The organism is Peptoniphilus genitalis (assembly GCF_023614525.1).
Taxonomy (GTDB): Bacteria; Bacillota; Clostridia; order Tissierellales; family Peptoniphilaceae; genus Peptoniphilus_A; species Peptoniphilus_A genitalis.
On the sequence record NZ_CP097885.1, the window covers coordinates 999603 to 1017361 of the forward strand.

Annotated in this window: 10 protein-coding genes; 3 read left to right on the plus strand and 7 right to left on the minus strand. The window is 37.7% G+C overall.

The features are described from left to right. The first annotated feature begins 18 nt into the window (after positions 1-18). The 3 genes from M9426_RS04790 (at position 19) to M9426_RS04800 (ending at position 10436) form a co-directional block, all read left to right on the plus strand. The gene (locus tag M9426_RS04790) at positions 19-591 is read left to right on the plus strand and encodes a helix-turn-helix domain-containing protein (protein ID WP_250341486.1); all 573 of its coding nucleotides are present in this window, start codon (positions 19-21) and stop codon (positions 589-591) included. A 248-nt stretch (positions 592-839) separates the two neighbouring features. Further along, complete coding sequence (gene mgtE / locus M9426_RS04795; protein WP_250341487.1) at positions 840-2162, plus strand: magnesium transporter; 1323 nt, start codon at positions 840-842, stop codon at positions 2160-2162. A 213-nt stretch (positions 2163-2375) separates the two neighbouring features. Further along, a complete protein-coding gene (locus tag M9426_RS04800) occupies positions 2376-10436 on the plus strand; it encodes a Rib/alpha-like domain-containing protein (protein WP_250341488.1) in 8061 nt (2686 codons plus the stop codon). A gap of 392 nt (positions 10437-10828) precedes the next feature. On the opposite strand, the gene M9426_RS04805 is transcribed toward M9426_RS04800, so the two are convergent. From M9426_RS04805 to M9426_RS04835, 7 genes are all read right to left on the minus strand, one after another. Next, complete coding sequence (locus tag M9426_RS04805) at positions 10829-11308, minus strand: DUF4825 domain-containing protein (protein ID WP_250341489.1); 480 nt, start codon at positions 11306-11308, stop codon at positions 10829-10831. 158 nt (positions 11309-11466) lie between these two features. After that, the gene (surE, locus tag M9426_RS04810; RefSeq protein ID WP_250341490.1) at positions 11467-12213 is read right to left on the minus strand and encodes a 5'/3'-nucleotidase SurE; all 747 of its coding nucleotides are present in this window, start codon (positions 12211-12213) and stop codon (positions 11467-11469) included. 19 nt (positions 12214-12232) lie between these two features. Then, positions 12233-13018 carry an MBL fold metallo-hydrolase gene (locus M9426_RS04815; RefSeq protein ID WP_148464972.1) on the minus strand — a complete coding sequence of 262 codons (786 nt, stop codon included), beginning with the start codon at positions 13016-13018 and terminating at the stop codon, positions 12233-12235. 58 nt (positions 13019-13076) lie between these two features. Next, complete coding sequence (locus M9426_RS04820; RefSeq protein WP_250341491.1) at positions 13077-13925, minus strand: two-component system regulatory protein YycI; 849 nt, start codon at positions 13923-13925, stop codon at positions 13077-13079. Between the two features lie 2 nt (positions 13926-13927). Next, positions 13928-15268: a hypothetical protein gene (locus tag M9426_RS04825; protein WP_250341492.1), complete on the minus strand. Its 1341-nt coding sequence runs from the start codon at positions 15266-15268 to the stop codon at positions 13928-13930. Then, entirely contained in the window at positions 15249-17057 is a 1809-nt protein-coding gene (locus M9426_RS04830; protein ID WP_250341493.1) for a HAMP domain-containing sensor histidine kinase, read from the minus strand. Before M9426_RS04830 ends, M9426_RS04825 begins: the two co-directional genes overlap by 20 nt. Further along, positions 17057-17758 (minus strand): response regulator transcription factor, encoded by a 702-nt coding sequence (locus M9426_RS04835; protein WP_005955155.1) that lies wholly within the window; start codon positions 17756-17758, stop codon positions 17057-17059. The genes M9426_RS04830 and M9426_RS04835 overlap by 1 nt, the downstream gene beginning before the upstream one ends. Between the last annotated feature and the right edge of the window lies 1 nt (position 17759).

The window sequence follows — 17759 nt, forward strand, 5'->3', positions numbered from 1 at the left end:
TAAAAGCGAGTGAAAATTATGTACGGAGAAAAAATAAAAGCAAAGAGACGAGAATTAAATCTCTCCCAAGAAGATCTAGCCGACAAACTTTTTGTAACAAGGCAGGCAATTTCAAAATGGGAAAATGATAAGGCCACACCAACAATGACTAACTTGAGAGAACTCTCTGAAGTCTTTGGTCTTGATATGGCATACTTTATCGGTCAAGCTGTGGAAGAAAAGAAAGAAGTAACAAGAGACAAAGTTGAAGAAATAAGTGACGATAAAAGAAGCAAGAAAAAAGTTCTTGGAGAGGGCCTCTGGGACATCTTCATCTATGCCTGCCTTTGTGGTCTAGGAATATTCTTTTTCTCAGTCTACTACTTCCTCTTTGTAGAAAGTTATCTGGGCAAGGACCCAAAAGAAATGCCCTACCTTGTCTTTACAATCTACGTGATAGTGGCCCTAATAGCCTTCCCCCAAGCCTACAAAGATATAAGCGACAAATTAGATGACTTTGATTACAACTTGTTCTCCAAAGTAGCCTTTCCCCTAGTCTACCTTTTCTCTCCCCTAATAGTCTTCTATCACATAATAAAAAATAAAAAATAAGTCCACCCCAGGAGGTGGATTTTTCTTTAGGAAAATTAAAAATAGTTTAATAAGTCAATATATGTTAAAATCATTTTATATGGAGGTGTTTACATGGATACCAGTCGACCCTGGAAAATATGTATGTGCCTATGCGATAAAGAAAGTCTTGTGATCTATACTTAGAGTCTTAAGTGCATGTATCTTTACCGCTAGGCAGCGAATTTTTATGCAAAAATTTATGATATTTGCTGAAATTAGGAGGTTACATGAACAACTTAGATAGAGAAAGATTAAAAATCTTGCAAGGCAAGATCAACAGGATGGACCCTGTTGACATTGCAGAAAGACTAGAAGACCTATCCAAAGAAGACACAGCCATTTGGATAAAACTTCTAAAAAAAGACCTCTTGGCAGACGCTTTTTCACTCTTGCCAAGGGATAAGAAAATAGAAATGATAGGCTCATTATCCGAAGATAGGATTATGAGCCTTATGAAAGAACTTGAAGAAGACGAGGTTGTAGATACCTTGCAAGAACTTCCTGCCAACATGGTTAGAAAGTTTATGAACCAATACATCGAAGAGGACAGAAGACCAATCATCAACGAACTACTAGGCTTCCCTAAGGATTCTGTTGGTTCCATCATGTCCGTTGGATTCATCTTTGTTAAATCAACAGCTACACCAACACAAGCCTTGGAAAAAATTATTCACTCAGACCTAGATGCAGATAGACTAGAACAAGTTTGGGTTACAAACCAGTCCCTAGTCCTAATAGGCTATGTAAATCTAGCCGACCTTCTTCGTAATAAAAACAAGAACATCGAAGAATTTATGCACCCAATTAACGCCAGCGTTTATGCAACAGATGACCAAGAAGTTGTTGCTAAGCTGGCCTTTAAGTACGACTTATCAGAAATCCCTGTAACAGATTCTGAAGGCAGACTTGTGGGTATTGTCCCAGCAGAATGGGCAATCGACGTTATGCACGAAGAATACGAAGAAGACTTGGGTAACATCCACGGTATTAGCGAGTCGTCACCAGAACACTACTGGGATAAGTCTGTATTTAGACTTGCAAAGGACAGGACAATGTGGCTAATTATTTGTCTTGTAACAGCAACCTTCACAAGCTTTATTATAAAAAGATATGAGACCCTCTTGGCATCATCAGTTGCCCTTGCAGCCTATATCCCTATGCTAATGGACTCAGGCGGAAACGCAGGTACACAGTCATCAACAACTGTTATACGTGGAATTTATACTGGCGAAATTGAATTCAAAGAATTTGTCCAAGTAATGTTTAAGGAACTTCGAATTGGAATAATAGTTGGTCTTATACTTGTAATAGTAAATATTATTAGGATGTCCATCCTCGACAGCGTTAGCCTAGGAGTGACACTAACAGTTTCAGTTACCCTTCTTACAACAATAGTCCTATCAAAAATTATTGGAGGAATCCTTCCTCTTATCGCGGAAAAAACTCACGTAGACCCAACAATAATGGCGGGACCACTTATCACAACAATAGTAGATACCTTGGTACTATTCGTCTATTTCGAAGTGGCAACAATTTTATTAGGCGTTTAAAAAATATTTTGAAGAAGCACAGGCTTCTTCTTTTTTTATGCTTATTAAGATTATTTTTATAACAAAACAATACTTTTGGCAAATATAATTAAATTTATTCTTATATATATATCAAAAAGTATAGTTCTGTTGTATAATACAGGTATAAAACGTTTTTATAATAAATTAGAAACAAAAAATTTTTCATTGAGAAAATATAGGAAGGAGAAAAAAATGAAAAATTATTTAAAGAGGACAACGACATTTTTCTTAGCAATATTAATGCTAGTGTCAGTCCCACTACAAGCCTTTGCCCAAGTTAATTTTGATGACTTAACAAAGGATAAGCCAGAAATTATTAACAAAGATGACCCACCGCTTAAGGTTGCAAAGCCTGATAAAGGTAAGACGGCATCGGATTTAATAAAAAATCCCGACCAGCCAGCTATCTACACCCTAAGGACAGACTACAAGGTCCAAAGAGGTGAGAAGTATGAGGTTAACTACCAACCATACATTGCAAGTGTAGGTGCAGGAGCTACGCAAGCAGAAAAAGATAAGGTCAAGCAAACAGTTAAACTTCCAGATCTTACAGGCTACGAAAAGCCAGATGACGATTATAAAATCGACTACGATACAGTAAAAAACGCTGCAAATGGTAATAATAAAACAGGTAATGATACTAATGGCATAAGATACCAAGCTAACAAAGACTTTAAATACAAGGCCAAGTCCAACAAAATAAAAATCAAACACGTCTTCCAAAACCTAGAAGACTTTAGTAAATACACAAATCCAGATGGAAGCGTTGGGGATAAAACTGCACTTTTCACATCTCAAAACGGCAACACTGGATCTACCATGGAAGTCAGTCCCTTGAATGAAAATGATCCTCAAAGAAAAGGCTTTGTTCCAGAAGCTGACTCTATCACAATGAAAGTTCCAGAAAACGCTACGAACTTTATCTTGGAATACCGTTACAACCGTGCACACTACGATGTAGTTTTCGACACTGCAGGCGGATCAGAACTTCCGGCTCGTACCCTTTACTACGGACAAGTGATTCCTAAAATTGCCGATGAATCTTTTCCTACAAAAGTCGGCGGAGAGTTCCAAGGCTGGAAACCATCTGTTGATTTAAAGGGCACTTTAAATGGTGTTGAAAGAACATTTAAGGCAAATGAAATAATTTCAGTTGGCACTGGCTCTCCTATCAAAAATCTTGATGCTAATTTGGTTATGCCAGCAAGCAAAGTTACTTTCACAGCTGTGTGGAAGGACAAGGAAAAGGCTGACTATGCAGTACAATTCTGGGCAGAAAAGGCAGACCATGCTGATGATGCATCTCTTTTAGATAAGTACGACTATATAGGCACTCGTGTCTATAATGACGAGCCAACAGGCTTTAGACCGAACTTAGATAACGTGTCTGTAAAAGACATAGTCTTTCCGGATTTAGACAAAGCTCGTCTAGCCAAGATATGGGCTAACGCAACATTTAATCGTGGCAAAGATCTTTATCTAAATAAATTCTATGTATACAACCAAGCCTTAACTCATGAACAAAATACGGACCCTTCAAATGTAAACTTAGTTAAGTCTGTGGATGCAACAGGTAAGACTGTCTACAATATTTACTACGATAGACAAGAATACGACCTCTACTTCACCAAGTCGAATGCTCTACCTGCTGAAAACACCTTTTATCCTGAAATTTGGGGATATGATAAAGCTAAAGAGGAGCAAGTGAAATTAGGCGGCCCTGGCAATCCATACCATTACAAGGCAAGATTCAACCAGCTAATGCTAGGCTGGCCAAACGACGCAATGCAAACTAAAGGCTTTAGCGAAGGCATGCAATCCTTTGGCTGGGGACCAAACTACAGTAATCCAAGTTGGCCTACTCACTTAGACACACCTCCTTATAGATTAAATGCCGATGAATTCCTGGACATGGCAAACTACGATAACTTGGGAGGCTATACGAAAAAGATAGATAAGGGTGATGGAACAAGCATAGATTTAAAGTGGTACGATTATAAAATTCTATCCTTTGGTATAAAACAAGCTAAAGACTCCATGCCTCACCACATGGACTTTTGGATGGACGGCTTTAAGGACGGAGAAACAATTATTCGCTACGACCTATACAGGTATAAGGCAGATACAAATGCCAAAACTTATTCGCCTAGTTACCCTAAGGTTCAAGGCTTTACTGGCAAGAGAGGAAATGAAACACCGGAATATCTTGATTCGGATGGCATAGATGCTAAAAACGATGAGCGTGCAGATGTAACACCATTCCCTGATAAGACCTATACAGATATGTATGGAGCACGCCCTGTAGGTGAGATGAAATTTATTAAGGCCTTCTTTAATAATGCCGATGACTGGGGCGACCCTGACGGATGGGACGGATTTGGCACAAATGGCTACCTTAAATTTGAATACACTCGTAATAAGTATCCACTAAGGTTTAACTACGACCCATCAAAGATTAAGGGCGATAGTGAGTTTGGAACAACTAACTCAATAGATACCTTCTACGAGTTTCCTCTAAAGGCTCTAAGCCCTGATGCGGATACGGAAGAAAGCTACAAAACAGGAAATCCGAAAAACATATTGGATAATCCGGAAAAGTTACAAGAATTAAACCTTACTGACCTTGTTTTTACAGATCCTAAAGATGGCAAGTTAAAAGTTAAGCGTCCGGAAAACCTTTCAGATCAAATGGTCTTCAAGGGCTGGGCATTAGACCCTGCTGGCACTAAGCTTATCAGGGATAACGGAGGCGAGAAGATGCCTTCTCATCCAGTAAACCTATATGCTAAGTGGGGCGAACCTGATTATCAATGGAAGGTAACTTTCGATCCGAACGGTGGAAACTTAAGAAATATTAAAGAAGAAAATTTAACTACAGAGCGCAAAACAATACAAGAAGGCGACATTGGTCAAGAAAAGACTAAAACTTTTGCGCAAAAAGAAAAAAACGATGGCGATAAGCAAATCTTTACAGTTATTCAAAGACAAAAACTTGTAGAGCCGAAGAACAAGCCTACAAGGAAGGGCTACGACTTTATGGGTTGGGAAGTCATTCGTTACAAGAAAGATGCCACAACAGGCGACTATACTAACGAGCAAGACACAAGCTATAGAGACACTTATAAAGTTCCAGAGCTTTACTCCTTTGGTAACGATGTAGTTGCGCCAGTCTATCTAAAGGCAATTTGGGTTCCCAACAATAGAGTAGACGTTAAAGTTGAACATTATTTCTTGGACAAGGACTTTAAGCTAGATACAAATATAAGCCAAAATCCAGACCCAGATATACTAGAAGACAAACGTGCTAACTATTTAGTTGCTACAACAGGTGACAAGCAAGATGACAAATATATCTTGGCAACTAATGAAGAGCTTGAAGCTCACAAGGATACTTCAGACGTTTATAGTATTTACAAAGGTTATAACGACCGAGTAAAGGCTGATAACACCTTCTTCCAACAATTCCGTGTTGAACCTGCACAGATTCTAAATACAGAAACTAATAAGCTAGAAGATAATCCTAAAGTAAAAGACAATGTCTTTAAATTCTTCTACAAGCCATTTAGAACTCGTGAGTATAAGGTTAACTATATAGATGAAAGATTTAAAGACGATCCAGCAAATGGAAAGATTATAGACCAAGAATTAGTTGAAAATGGTAACCGTCACTTTGACGCAAGAAACTATAGACAAATACCAGGCTGGAAACTTGTAAGTGCTCCACAACAACAACTATTCTTTGATGTAGATGAAGATACAAATGAATTCTTAGGAATCAACGGCACAAAGTCAGATGAAATTACCTTCTATTATAAGGACGTAAGAGTAATCGAAGTTCCAGGAGATAAAGAACCACCAGAAGGTTATGTAAGAGTGACATTCAAAGCCGAAAACGGTGGATCGTTCACTGACAAGGCCGGAAAACCTGTAAAAGAATTACACTACGATGTAATAGAAGGACTTAAATCTGATCTACTTCCAGTTCCACAAGAACTTAAGGATGGTGAAGAAAAAGCTGCTGACAAGTACTATATCACACCAGATACTGGCAAGAAATTTACTAAGTGGGACAAGGATCCACTATTAAATAAAAACACAATTATCAACGAAAACCACACTTTCACTGCATACTTTGAATGGTCAGGCCTAAGCGCAACAGGCCTAGTAAGAACAGAAGCCTTTAAAGATCCAAAGGGTACTTGGACAAATAATTTTGCTCCAACAATTGATCAATTAAAAGCACAATTAGTATGGAAAGAAAAAGACCAAGTCAAAGATCTTCCAGCAGGAACTGAAATAAAACTATTCTACACTGGTGAAGATGGAATTGAAAAAGAAATAACAACCAATGATCAAGTATATGACTTAGTAACTGAAAAGAAAGCTGCCGACAAGGATGAACTTGTTCGCACAGTGAATGTCAAGGCTAAAGTTACTTTCAAAGACGGCAAAGAGCCACAAGAGCTAACTATACCGATTACAGTTTACAAAAATGTCTACGAAGCCCTTAACAAGGAAGGCGACAAGCCACTATTCTTAACAGAAGCTGAAGGAAAAGACGCTAAAGACGGCGGATTGAAAGACGTAACTGGTAACTATGTAAAAGTTACAGTTCAACCTACTGAAAAGAATACAAATAAAGATGTTAAGGTTTACTATGTTAATCCAAAAGCTTGGGTTAATATTCCTGAAATTGAGTGGTCACAAGATGACAAGGATAAGACTGACTTCTTAAAGTGGACAGCAGATAAAGATGCTCAAAATGAAAATGGAGTTTATGACTTCGCTAAACGTCACAAGTTTACAGAAGACACAGTAATTTCACCAAAATTTGCCAAGGACGTAGTAGAACAAAAACAAGGCGAAGACAAACCAAAAGTTCCAGACAACTTCGTAAAAGTTATTGTTAAGACAACAGACAAGGCTACAAGTGAATCAACACAAACATTCTGGGTTAACCCAACTAAGGAAGTAACAATACCAGTTACAGAACCAACAGGTAAGGAAAATCAAAAAGTTACAATTGATGGCCTTGGAGAAAAAACTGTTAACTATATCTTTAAAGAATGGCAAAAAGTTCAAACTGGTGAAGCAGACGATAGTTTAACTAAAGTTAATCCAGTAGAAAAAATTGAATTAGCTAGCCATAAATATACGGACAAAGTAACAGTAATCGAAGCTGCTTATAAAAAATCAATTCAACCAGGAAAAATTGAAAATCCATTAAAGACTACTAAACTAGATACACCACAAGGCAAAGAAATTACTAATGACGATTTAATTAAACAAATCACACCACAAGAAGGTAAAGAAATTGCATCAATAGAAGTTATTTCTAAACCAGATGGCAATACAGTTGGCGATACACCAGCAAAAGTTATCGTTAAATACAAAGACGGTACTACACAAGGAACAAATGACGATCCAGTTGTAATACCAGTTGAAGTACACGAAAATATCATTCCAGCTGGACCAAATGGAGAAAAGCCTGAAAAAGCACTTGATAATTATGTAAAAATAATCTTTAAGGCAGGCGAAGGCGGAAGCTTATCAGGCGACCTAGTTTACTATGTATCACCAGAAGTTGAAGTTGATATGACAGAATCAGCTGGTAATATTACAAAGAAACCAGATGTTGGATATATTAGCGGAGATTGGGACACAAGCGAAACTAAAAAATTAAAAGCAACATTCACTGCTAAAGAAACTGAATTTACTTTTAACTTTACAAAGACAGAAGATATAGTAGAAAAAATTGACGAAAACACTAAAAAACCAGAAGGCTATGTAACTGTAAAACTTATTCCAACAGATAAGGCAACAGATCCAACAGAAAAAGTTTACTTTGTAAATCCTAAGGCAAAAAATGTTACAATAACAAACAAACCAGAAGGTAAGAATGAAACAGTTGGTGGTATTGAATACACTTACGTTTTCAATGGTTGGACAGTTACAAAAGGTACAGTAGCTTCTTGGGCTAATGAAAATATCAATGGTAAATTTACTCAAGATACAGAAATTACAGCTAAGTATCTTAAAAAAGTTGGTTTGGGAGACTTGATACCTGCACCAGTGCCAAAGAGAGACCTAGTAATAGCAAAAGGCGATACACCAAAACCAGAAGATTTGATTAAGAACGTTCCTGGAAGTGAAAATGATCCATTACCAGAAGGAACAACTTTCAAATACACTGATGACGGTACACCTGATGTAAATAATCCTGGAAAGGCTACTGCAAAAGTTGAAGTTAAATATCCTAATGGTAAGACTGTTGTTGTTGAAGTTCCAATTACTGTTGTTGACAATGTAGTTCCACAAGTAGGAAATGACAAGCCACTTGTACCTGAATCTTATGTTAAGGTAACAGTTGACACAACAGATAAGGCAACAGACAATACTAAGTTTACAAAAGTATTCTGGGTTAAACCAGGTGTAGAAGTTACAATACCAGACATACTTGCTCCTACTGGAAAAACAGAAATAATTGATGGAGTAACTAAGAAAAACAACTTTGTTAAATGGCAATTAGAAGGAACTCCGGAAAAAACTTATGGCAAAGAAATTAAAGATACGTTCACTGCCAAGGAATCTAAAATAATTGCAACTTATGAATTTGGTAAAAATGTAGAAGCAAAAGGCAAGAACAATCAATGGATACCACAAGGATCAAATCCATTACCAAAAGATTTTATCGAAAATCCATATAACGATGATGATCCTAATAACAAAGATAACTTGCCATCAGGAACTAAAATTGAATTTGTTAAAGGAAAAGAACCTGACACTAAAACACCAGGAAAAGATAAGGAAACAACTATTAAAATAACTTATCCAAATGGTGAAACTAAGGAAGTTCCCGTTAAGTACAATGTAATTGGTGATGTAGTCGAACAAAAAGATGGAGAAAACAAACCAGCTGTTCCAGACAATTATGTAAAAGTTATAGTTGATAAGACAGATAAAGCAAAACTTCAACCAGGGGAACAACAAACTCAAACATTCTGGGTAAATCCTGAAAAAGTTGTTAAAATTCCTGCGAGCGAACCAGAAGTTAAAGATGACCTTAAAAAAGATAATTGGAAATTCTCTCGATGGAATAAACCTTTGACTGGAACATTTACAAGGGAAACTACAATCACAGCAATATATGTTAGAGAAGCTGCTCCAATTGTTCCACAACCAAATGTTAAATATGTAATAACAGATGTGGATGTACAACCTACTAAGGATAAGTACCTTGAAAAAATAACTCCACCTCTTGGAAAAGAAATTGCTGATATTGAAATTGTCAATAAACCAGATGTTAGTATGAGAGGAGAAAGTTTTGCAACTATAAAGGTAACTTATAAAGATGGAACAAGTGTGACTGTAAGAATTGATGTAATTGTTCAAGATAAGAATATACCACCAACACCAGAACCAGGTTATCCAGGTGGACCTGATTATCCATCTTATCCAGGCGGACCTATACCAATGTATCCTGAAGTAAGGTACGAAACTATTATTCAAGAAAAGATTGTTAAGGTTCCTGTACCTGTTTCTGACAACTACTTCAAAGAAGTAAGATACATGCAAGGCTTTAATGGTTACTTCAGACCTAATGATGGTCTTACTCGTGCTGAGGCTGCGCAAATTCTTGCCAACGCATTAGTTGAGGATGGCTACAAGTACAATCCTAACTTCAAGATTTCTTACAAGGACGTTGGAGAAGCTTGGTACACTAGGGCTGTTAAGATTGTAACTGAAGCAAAGGTATTTGCTGGTTATGATGATGGAAACTTTAAGCCACAAGCTAAGATTACAAGGAACGAATGGATTGCAACTCTTAAGAGGTTCCAAGAACTTGGCGATGCTAGTGGCAACAATATGAACTTAAGTGATAATCACTGGGCTAAGGCCGAAATCCAAGCTGCTTTCAATGAAGGTTGGCTAAAGATTTACACTGATGGGCTTGCAACTTATAAGGGAGACGAGTTTATCCCAAGACAAGAAGTTGCAGCTGTATCTAACAAGGCCTTTAAGCGAATTGTCGACAAGACTTACATTGGCAAGAACAACTTGAGTCTTGTAACTTACAAGGATGTTAATACATCTATGTGGGCATATGAAGATATTCTTTGTGCAAGTAACACTTTCTTAGATAGAAAAGACCGTTACATTGCTCACTGGGTTAAGGAAGACAAGAACCAATTTAATATTGACACTAGTGATCTTAAGATTGTTCAAAAGAACTTCCAAAGAAATCCTAGATAAGTAAAGAGAGAAGGCTTAGTCCTTCTCTTTTTTATTTTTTGTTTTCTTAATCTTGTTTTGCTTTAAGATCTCTGTGAATGCCTTAATAAAATTTTATGATTTTTATTGAGCTTAGTTGAATAAACTATCAAGGATATCTGATAAGCTTATAAAAAATTTTTTCTAATGTAATAAAAATTTTTAGGAATTAATTATGGATAGGAGAGTTAATTAAGGGTTATCAAATTTTGTCTAAGAAGATTTTTATGAAAAAGTATTGATGACAAAAAACTATTTGATAATTAATGAGTTTAGATGAAAAACTATATTTAATAAAAATAAGAAGGTAAATCAAAGTAAAAGAAGCACAAAAAAGAGAAGGTCTTATGTAGTTACTACTACAACCTTCTCTTTTATTTATTCCAATTATTTACAAAGTCCTCGAAGCTTTCTCTGTCCTTTGATATTGCTTCTAGGCTTGTGTTTTTTTCTTCTAGGATTTCTTCTATCTCCTTCCTGTAGAAGATGAAGATCTTGTCCTTTAGTTCTTTATTTTTTTCTGCCTCAAAGTCTCTGCCACTTTCTACATAATAGATCCTGTCGAGGTTGCCTATTAGGGCAAAGCTCTCAATGGCATTGATGAAGAGGTCTTCTCTATTGATGCTAGTGGTGTCCTTCACAAATATTTTAAGTCCATAGGGTGACTTGCTTGAAAGTATTTCAATGGCGCCCACTTGGAAGCCCTTGGGATAGTCTTGGTTTGAAACTATGTGTGAGACCTTTGAGTTGTCGCCGACAAAGTCTGTCTTGTAGTTGTAGAGACTATCTATTCTTTTATTTTGACAGCCGCAAAGGATTAGAACTAGGCCCAAAAAAATATATAATTTTTTCAAATTCATCACCTCTTTATTTGATTATATCAAAAAAATAAAAAGTCACGAGGACTTTTTAAATTCTTTATTTACATTATTGTTCTAAAAAATATTCCAAAGATTAATAAGATTAGAAATAGTAAGGTAAATTTATAGTTCACGTTTTTCCTCTCAGATTTTTACTTTAACATTTGGCTTAACTCATTTATAAGAGTTAGGTTAGTTACATCGTACAAGAGTGGGCTCACTGTTGCGTAGCCTTGACCTAAGAAGTGGATGTCTGAATCCTTTTCGTTGTTGTCCTTTGGAAAGCCCTTTAGTCTCATGTTGTAGCCTTCTCCTTCTTCGGAGATGTCATAGATTGACATGACATCGGCACCAACCTTACAAACTTCTATCCCTTTTAATTCTTCATAGTCAAGGTAAGGGACATTAATATTTAGGACTTGGAGTCTTTTAAAGTCGTCGAGTTTGTTAAAGACTTCCATTGCAACTCTTGCTCCTGTGTCAAACTTTGAGTGACCCTTTACCCATTGAGATGAGACTGCTATGGCAGGTATGTTAAATAGGTTGGCTTCGATGGCTGCTGAAACTGTGCCTGAGTAGAGGACATTTGTAGCTGCGTTAAAGCCAGAGTTTATTCCTGAGAAGCAGAAGTCGAATTTTTCATCTAGTAGGTGGACTGCTGCTCTTACGCAGTCAGCAGGTGTCCCATAGACGCAAAGACTTTTTACATCTTCTAGGCCTTCTAGTTTTGTTTCTTGGACCATAAGTGGACTCTTAAAAGTAATGGCGTGGGACTTGCCAGAGTTCTCAACATTTGGTGCTGCAATTGTTACTTTGTGGCCTTCCTTTAGGAGAGCCTTGGCAAGGACTTCTATGCCCTCAGCATTTATTCCGTCATCATTTGTAAGTAGTATGTTCAAATTTTTCCTCCCTTGTTTATTAAAGTTCAAAGACTTTTGATGGGTCCGATCTTGGAGCCACATCTATGGTGTAGTCTGTGTTTTCCTTTTTATGTTCTGATGCAAGCAAGTCATTTATTGTCTTAAGTGCTAGGTCTGGCAAGTTGTTGTCTGTAGACAAGTGACCTAGGATTACCTGTTCTTGTTTCTTTTTTAATATCATAGCAAGAACTTCGCCTGCATTTTCGTTTGAGAGGTGGCCCTTAGTAGAAAGGATCCTCTGTTTTGTTGGATAGGGGTAGGTCCCATTTATTAGCATGTCCACGTCGTGGTTGGACTCAAGATATATTAAGTCTGACCCATCCATTTTCTCCATGGCTTCTTGGTTGACCCAGCCTGTATCTGTGAGAAGAGAAAGTTTTTTGTCTCCCTTGATGACAAAGCCGCAGCCACTTGCACAGTCGTGGAAGGTGGATATGGGCATGATGTCTAAGTCCTTAAAGGTGAAGGCTTTGCCATTTTCAAAGATAAAAGTATTCTTTGGGTCCAACTTTTTCACAGTTGGGAGCATGGCATCAAGGGTCATCATGTTGGAAAAGACTTTTAAGTTGTGCCTTCTTGATAGGACACCAACTCCCTTGATGTGGTCTATGTGTTCATGAGTTACAAAGACTGCATCAATATCAGAGGGGTTTACTCCTATCTTTTTTAAGTTCTCTTCGATTTTTTTGCCAGATAGTCCAGCATCTATAATAATTTTTGTATTTTTATATTCAATGTATTGGCAGTTGCCACTGGAGCCACTTGCCAAAGAGCAAAATTTCATAAAAACCTCCAACTTTTATTGTAACACAGGTACCTAAAATTGTTAAGCTTAGGGATCCTTAATAGTTGGATAGAACTGTGTATTCCCCGTCAGAAAATTTGACCTTCCAGCCTGGTATGGCACGACCGTTTACTGCACGGGTGATGTCTTCGATGTAACCTTGGTCTTCTGGGTTAAAGTAAAAGCAAGGAGTGATCTTTTCTATGGTCTTGTCATAGTAGTCTGTCTTATTTAACAAGGAGAGGAGGGCCCTTGGGGCAGGCGACAAGTATATCTTCTGGTCAGACTTATCCAAGACATTGAGCCAGAGCCTATCCATAGACATGACTCCCCTCTTGTCGATGATAAAGTTGGTGTAAGAGGACTCTACAGGTATGTTTTCAAAGACCTTGGTGTAGTTCAAGATGTACTCGCCATCACTTTCGTCGTAATAGCTTAGGTAGATGTCCCTGGTGTCGTACTTCTTGTCCAACAAAAACTTTTTGGCAATTTTTTGAGCTTCATCTAGGCTCTTGATGTCGTATTTGTTTTCTGCCTTCCTATTTTCATAGTAAACCCTGCGACCATTAACGAGGTTTATATATTCGTCGCCTAGAGAAATCTCTGCCAGGTCAGTACTTGGTCTTTCCACCCTTCCCTTGCCTCCAAAGTATCTCTCTTTGATGTCTTCTTCTGATGAAGTTTCAAAGGCAACTAGGACTGAAGGGAGTTTCCTTCTCCTTCTTGGGATCTTTGTGTCCAAAGTTATATTTTTTTCTTTTAAGAGGGCTGTTACTTCTCTTACAAAGTCAATTCTTGTGGACTCGTTTCTCATCTTAAACTTGTTGTAGTTGCTGTAGCAAAACAAGACTACGTTGGCAATCACAAGGGCAATTATTAAAATTTTTTTAATTCTATTCCAATCCATAATTACCTCACCATCATTAGACTTCCATTTTCCACATTAAAGTAATAGAAGTTACCCATGTATGTCATTTCATAGACTAGGGTAGGTTCTTCTGCCTCGTCGCTAGAAAAAATTAAATAAACAAGGTTTAAGTTTTCTATGGAAGATAGGATCTCCATGACAGGCTTGTTGTTAAAGTGTCTCCTATTCTTCCTTAAAATCTTGTGGATGCCTTCAATAGAAATTTTTTCCTTTTTATAAATTGGGTTGTCGTCCTTACGGATGTAGTATTCCCTATAATTTTTTACATACTCGGAGTAGACGTCGATTTCAATAAAGCTGTGGTCCTTGGAAGGAAGAACTAGGGGAATCTGACCGTCTTTTAAGTTGAAGAAAAATCTGTAGCCGAGACTGTCGTTGTAGTCGCAAGGCTCAATTTTTTCAAGATAAATTCCAGAGCTTATGCCAGTTTTTTGGGCAATAAATTCCACAGCCCTATCAAGGGACTTGTTGAGGTCTCTTGACTTGACGTCAAAGAGGGACTCAAGGGAGTACTCGATTATACCGTCGCTGGAAAGTGATAGATATTCGTTTTCATAGACATAGGTATTTTTTCCATCAACGGACATTTCCCTGATGTAGTCAATGGGGATGCCCAAAAACCTCTCAGCCAAGTTGGACTTCATACCTTCTTCAAGCTTGCTTAAGCCAGAGACATAGGCAACTTTTTGAAGGGATAGGTAGTCCTCGTCAGGAATGTAGATGTCCTTCTTTATCCCATAGGCCTCGTAGAAGTTCACTGCATGGATTCCCTTGACCTTAACTTCATCTAAAATTTCATTTATGTCAAAGTCAACTTTAATATCTACTAGCTTATAAAAATTCTTGCTACCAGAGATATAAATTTCTCCAAGGCTGGAAATGTAAATGGAGTCCACGCTTAGGTTGATGTCGTTGGAGTTTCTCTTGTCCCCAATTAGGTTCACAAAAACAGAACCTGATAAAGGTGAGTTAAATTTAAAAACTAAGGACTTTTGCTTTTGAAGATTTAAGTACTCTTCTGTGTCAATTAGTTTTAGGTTTTCTGAGGTTGCCTTTTGAAGCTTTTCAGAAATATTTTCTCCCGTCATCTTCCAGTAAGAGCCCAAGTTTGTAGTCATGTAGTGGTCTCTCTCGCCAAAGTTTGCAATAAGCCTTTGGGGAGTTAAAATTTCTTGCAAGAATTCATCTACATCACCAATCTTAACCTGGTCCTCAGACTTTGTGTCAAAGGATAGCCAGAGGTTTTTTGATTGAAAGACCAAGAGGAGGACTAGGCCTATGAGGATATAGGTTGACGTTGCTTTAGGCAAGTTCTTCATCATTGTTATCACCTTCGCTTGCTTTAAAGAGGAGGGTAATAGTAGTTCCCTCTCCAAAGACAGAATCAACCTTTAGACTGCCTCCAAAGGATTTTATCATCTCATTTGCAATGGAAAGACCAAGACCTGTTCCACCCATTTGCCTGCTCCTGCCCTTTTCAACCCTGTAAAATCTTTCAGTTATCCTTGGCAGGTCTTCCTTAGGGATTCCAATACCATTGTCAGTTACCTTAATCTCTACAAGGTCTCCCTTATTTGTTGCATCAATAACAATTTTCCCATTTTCAGGTGTGTACTTGCAGGCGTTGGAAATAATGTTTGTAAGGATTTGATCTGCTCCGCTTCTGTCTGCGTAAATATCTTTTATATCCATATCAATATTTAATTCAATCTTGTGATTTTTTTGAACTATTAAGATTGATTGAGATTCTATGGCCTCGGCAATAAACTCATAGGTGTCAATGCTTGATAAAGTTAGATTGTCCTTGTTGTAGTCAATGTTGGAAAGATACAAGAGGTCTGTAACAATTCTAGACATCCTGGAGTTTTCCCTGTCGATAATCTTTAAGAAGTTTCTTTGCGATTTCTTGTCAAGGTCGCTATCAAGTAGGGTCTCAGTGTAGGACTTTATAGTTGTTATAGGCGTCTTTAACTCGTGAGAGACATTGGCAACAAATTCCTTACGCATAATGTCTAACATGTGCTCCTTGTCTACGTCTTGCAAAACTATAATTAGCCCAGAGTTAATAAAGGCATCGGACTTGTAGGGTGCGTACTTGATCTTGTAGAAGGAGTTGGCAATTTTTGTCAGCTCTTCTCCTCGGAGGCTCTCTTCATTTTTGTAGTCGATATTGTATAGGTTAATGGACTTTAAGTTGATGACCCTGTTAAAGTCCTTCTCTGAAATATTTAAAATCTTCTTGGCAATGGAATTGGCATGGATAAGTCTGTTTTTCCTATCAATGGCAATGACACCTTCTGCCATGTAGTTAAAGATTGTGTCAAGCTTTGACCTCTCCAGATCCATCTTTTCTATGGACTCACGGAGCTCCTTAGTCAAGAAGTTAAACATCATACCAAGCTCGCCAATTTCATCCTTGCTCTTGACCTCAATGCTTTGATTAAAGTTACCCTTAGCAAGGGCCTTGGCCTTCTTAGTGAGGGTACGGATGGGACCAGTGATGGAGTTGGCAATAAAATATCCCAATATAGAAGTTGTCAAAAGAGAAATCAAAGTTGCGTAAGTAATAATTACCTTGGAGTCCTCTATTACGGAGTAAATTGAATTTAGGTTCCTGGTCATATAAATTATGGCAAGTATGTCCCCATCGCCAGATAAGATTGGCCTTGCAATATGTTTTTCCACATCGCCTAGGTTTTTGTACTCCACAATTTTTTCGCGAGTCTTGCCTCCTGCTGCATCCATAACAAGCTTTGGCTCGATAAATTTCACTGAGTAGGCATCTTCAGCCTCCTTGGGAGAAATATTTTGCGTGCTTGCAAGGATCTTTGGAGCCTTGTCTGGTGAAATTACATAGGCAGTTTCTTCACTGGAAATACCCCAGTCTTTAAGCGTTACGTCAAGCTGGGGTAGATTTCTATAATTATTATCTTTAAAAAATGCCGATGTTGTTGTGGCAAGTGTGTCCATGGTCTTAACCATAGAGGAAGTGGCAGTTTCTATTTGGACATTTTCCAGTCTATCGATGATAAAGGTAGATGCGATAAACATGGAAATAAGAACTAGGACCACATAAATTAAAATAAATCTAGACTTAATGGAGTGGTTCATTAGGCTTCACCGTTATCTGATGCAAAGAAATAGCCAACTCCCCTTTTAGTCTTGATGTATTTAAAACCCTTTTTCTCATCTTCAATTTTTTCACGGAGTCTTCTAACAGTAACATCAACTGTTCTTATGTCGCCATAGTATTCATACTCCCAAACCTCTTCAAGGAGCTCTTCCCTAGAGAAGACCCTTCCTGGGTAGGAAGCTAAGAACTTTAAGAGTTCAAACTCACGTAGGGTAAGTTCAATTACCTCATCGCCCCTTAGGACTTGGTACTTGTTTAAATCAATTTCAAGATCCATGACCTTTAAGATAGATGAATCATCCTTCTTGTCTGGGCTATCAAACCTTCTTAGGACGGCCTTGACCCTTGCAAGTAGCTCCCTCATAGAGAAGGGTTTTACAACGTAGTCGTCTGCTCCAAGCTCAAGACCCAAGACCTTATCAACTTCTTCTTCTCTTGCTGTCAGCATGATGACAGGAACATCAGAAGTTTTTCTTATTTCCCTTAGAGCTTCAAAGCCATTTAGCTTTGGCATCATTATGTCTAGAAGGATTAGGTCGTAATTATTTTCTTTTGCAAGAGCAATAGCTTCTTTGCCATTGCAAGCTGTTTCAACAAGGTAGCCTTCCTTCTCAAAATTAAACTTTATAATATCAGAGATTGCAGATTCGTCGTCTACAACTAGTATTTTTTCTTCCATA

What these genes read in the sequence shown, in the direction of transcription:
- M9426_RS04790 (WP_250341486.1), top strand. Translation starts at nt 19, where the DNA reads ATGTACGGAGAAAAAATAAAAGCAAAGAGACGAGAATTAAATCTCTCC.
- mgtE (WP_250341487.1), top strand. Translation starts at nt 840, where the DNA reads ATGAACAACTTAGATAGAGAAAGATTAAAAATCTTGCAAGGCAAGATC.
- M9426_RS04800 (WP_250341488.1), top strand. Translation starts at nt 2,376, where the DNA reads ATGAAAAATTATTTAAAGAGGACAACGACATTTTTCTTAGCAATATTA.
- M9426_RS04815 (WP_148464972.1), bottom strand. Translation starts at nt 13,018, where the DNA reads ATGAAATTTTGCTCTTTGGCAAGTGGCTCCAGTGGCAACTGCCAATAC.
- M9426_RS04820 (WP_250341491.1), bottom strand. Translation starts at nt 13,925, where the DNA reads ATGGATTGGAATAGAATTAAAAAAATTTTAATAATTGCCCTTGTGATT.
- M9426_RS04825 (WP_250341492.1), bottom strand. Translation starts at nt 15,268, where the DNA reads ATGATGAAGAACTTGCCTAAAGCAACGTCAACCTATATCCTCATAGGC.
- M9426_RS04830 (WP_250341493.1), bottom strand. Translation starts at nt 17,057, where the DNA reads ATGAACCACTCCATTAAGTCTAGATTTATTTTAATTTATGTGGTCCTA.
- M9426_RS04835 (WP_005955155.1), bottom strand. Translation starts at nt 17,758, where the DNA reads ATGGAAGAAAAAATACTAGTTGTAGACGACGAATCTGCAATCTCTGAT.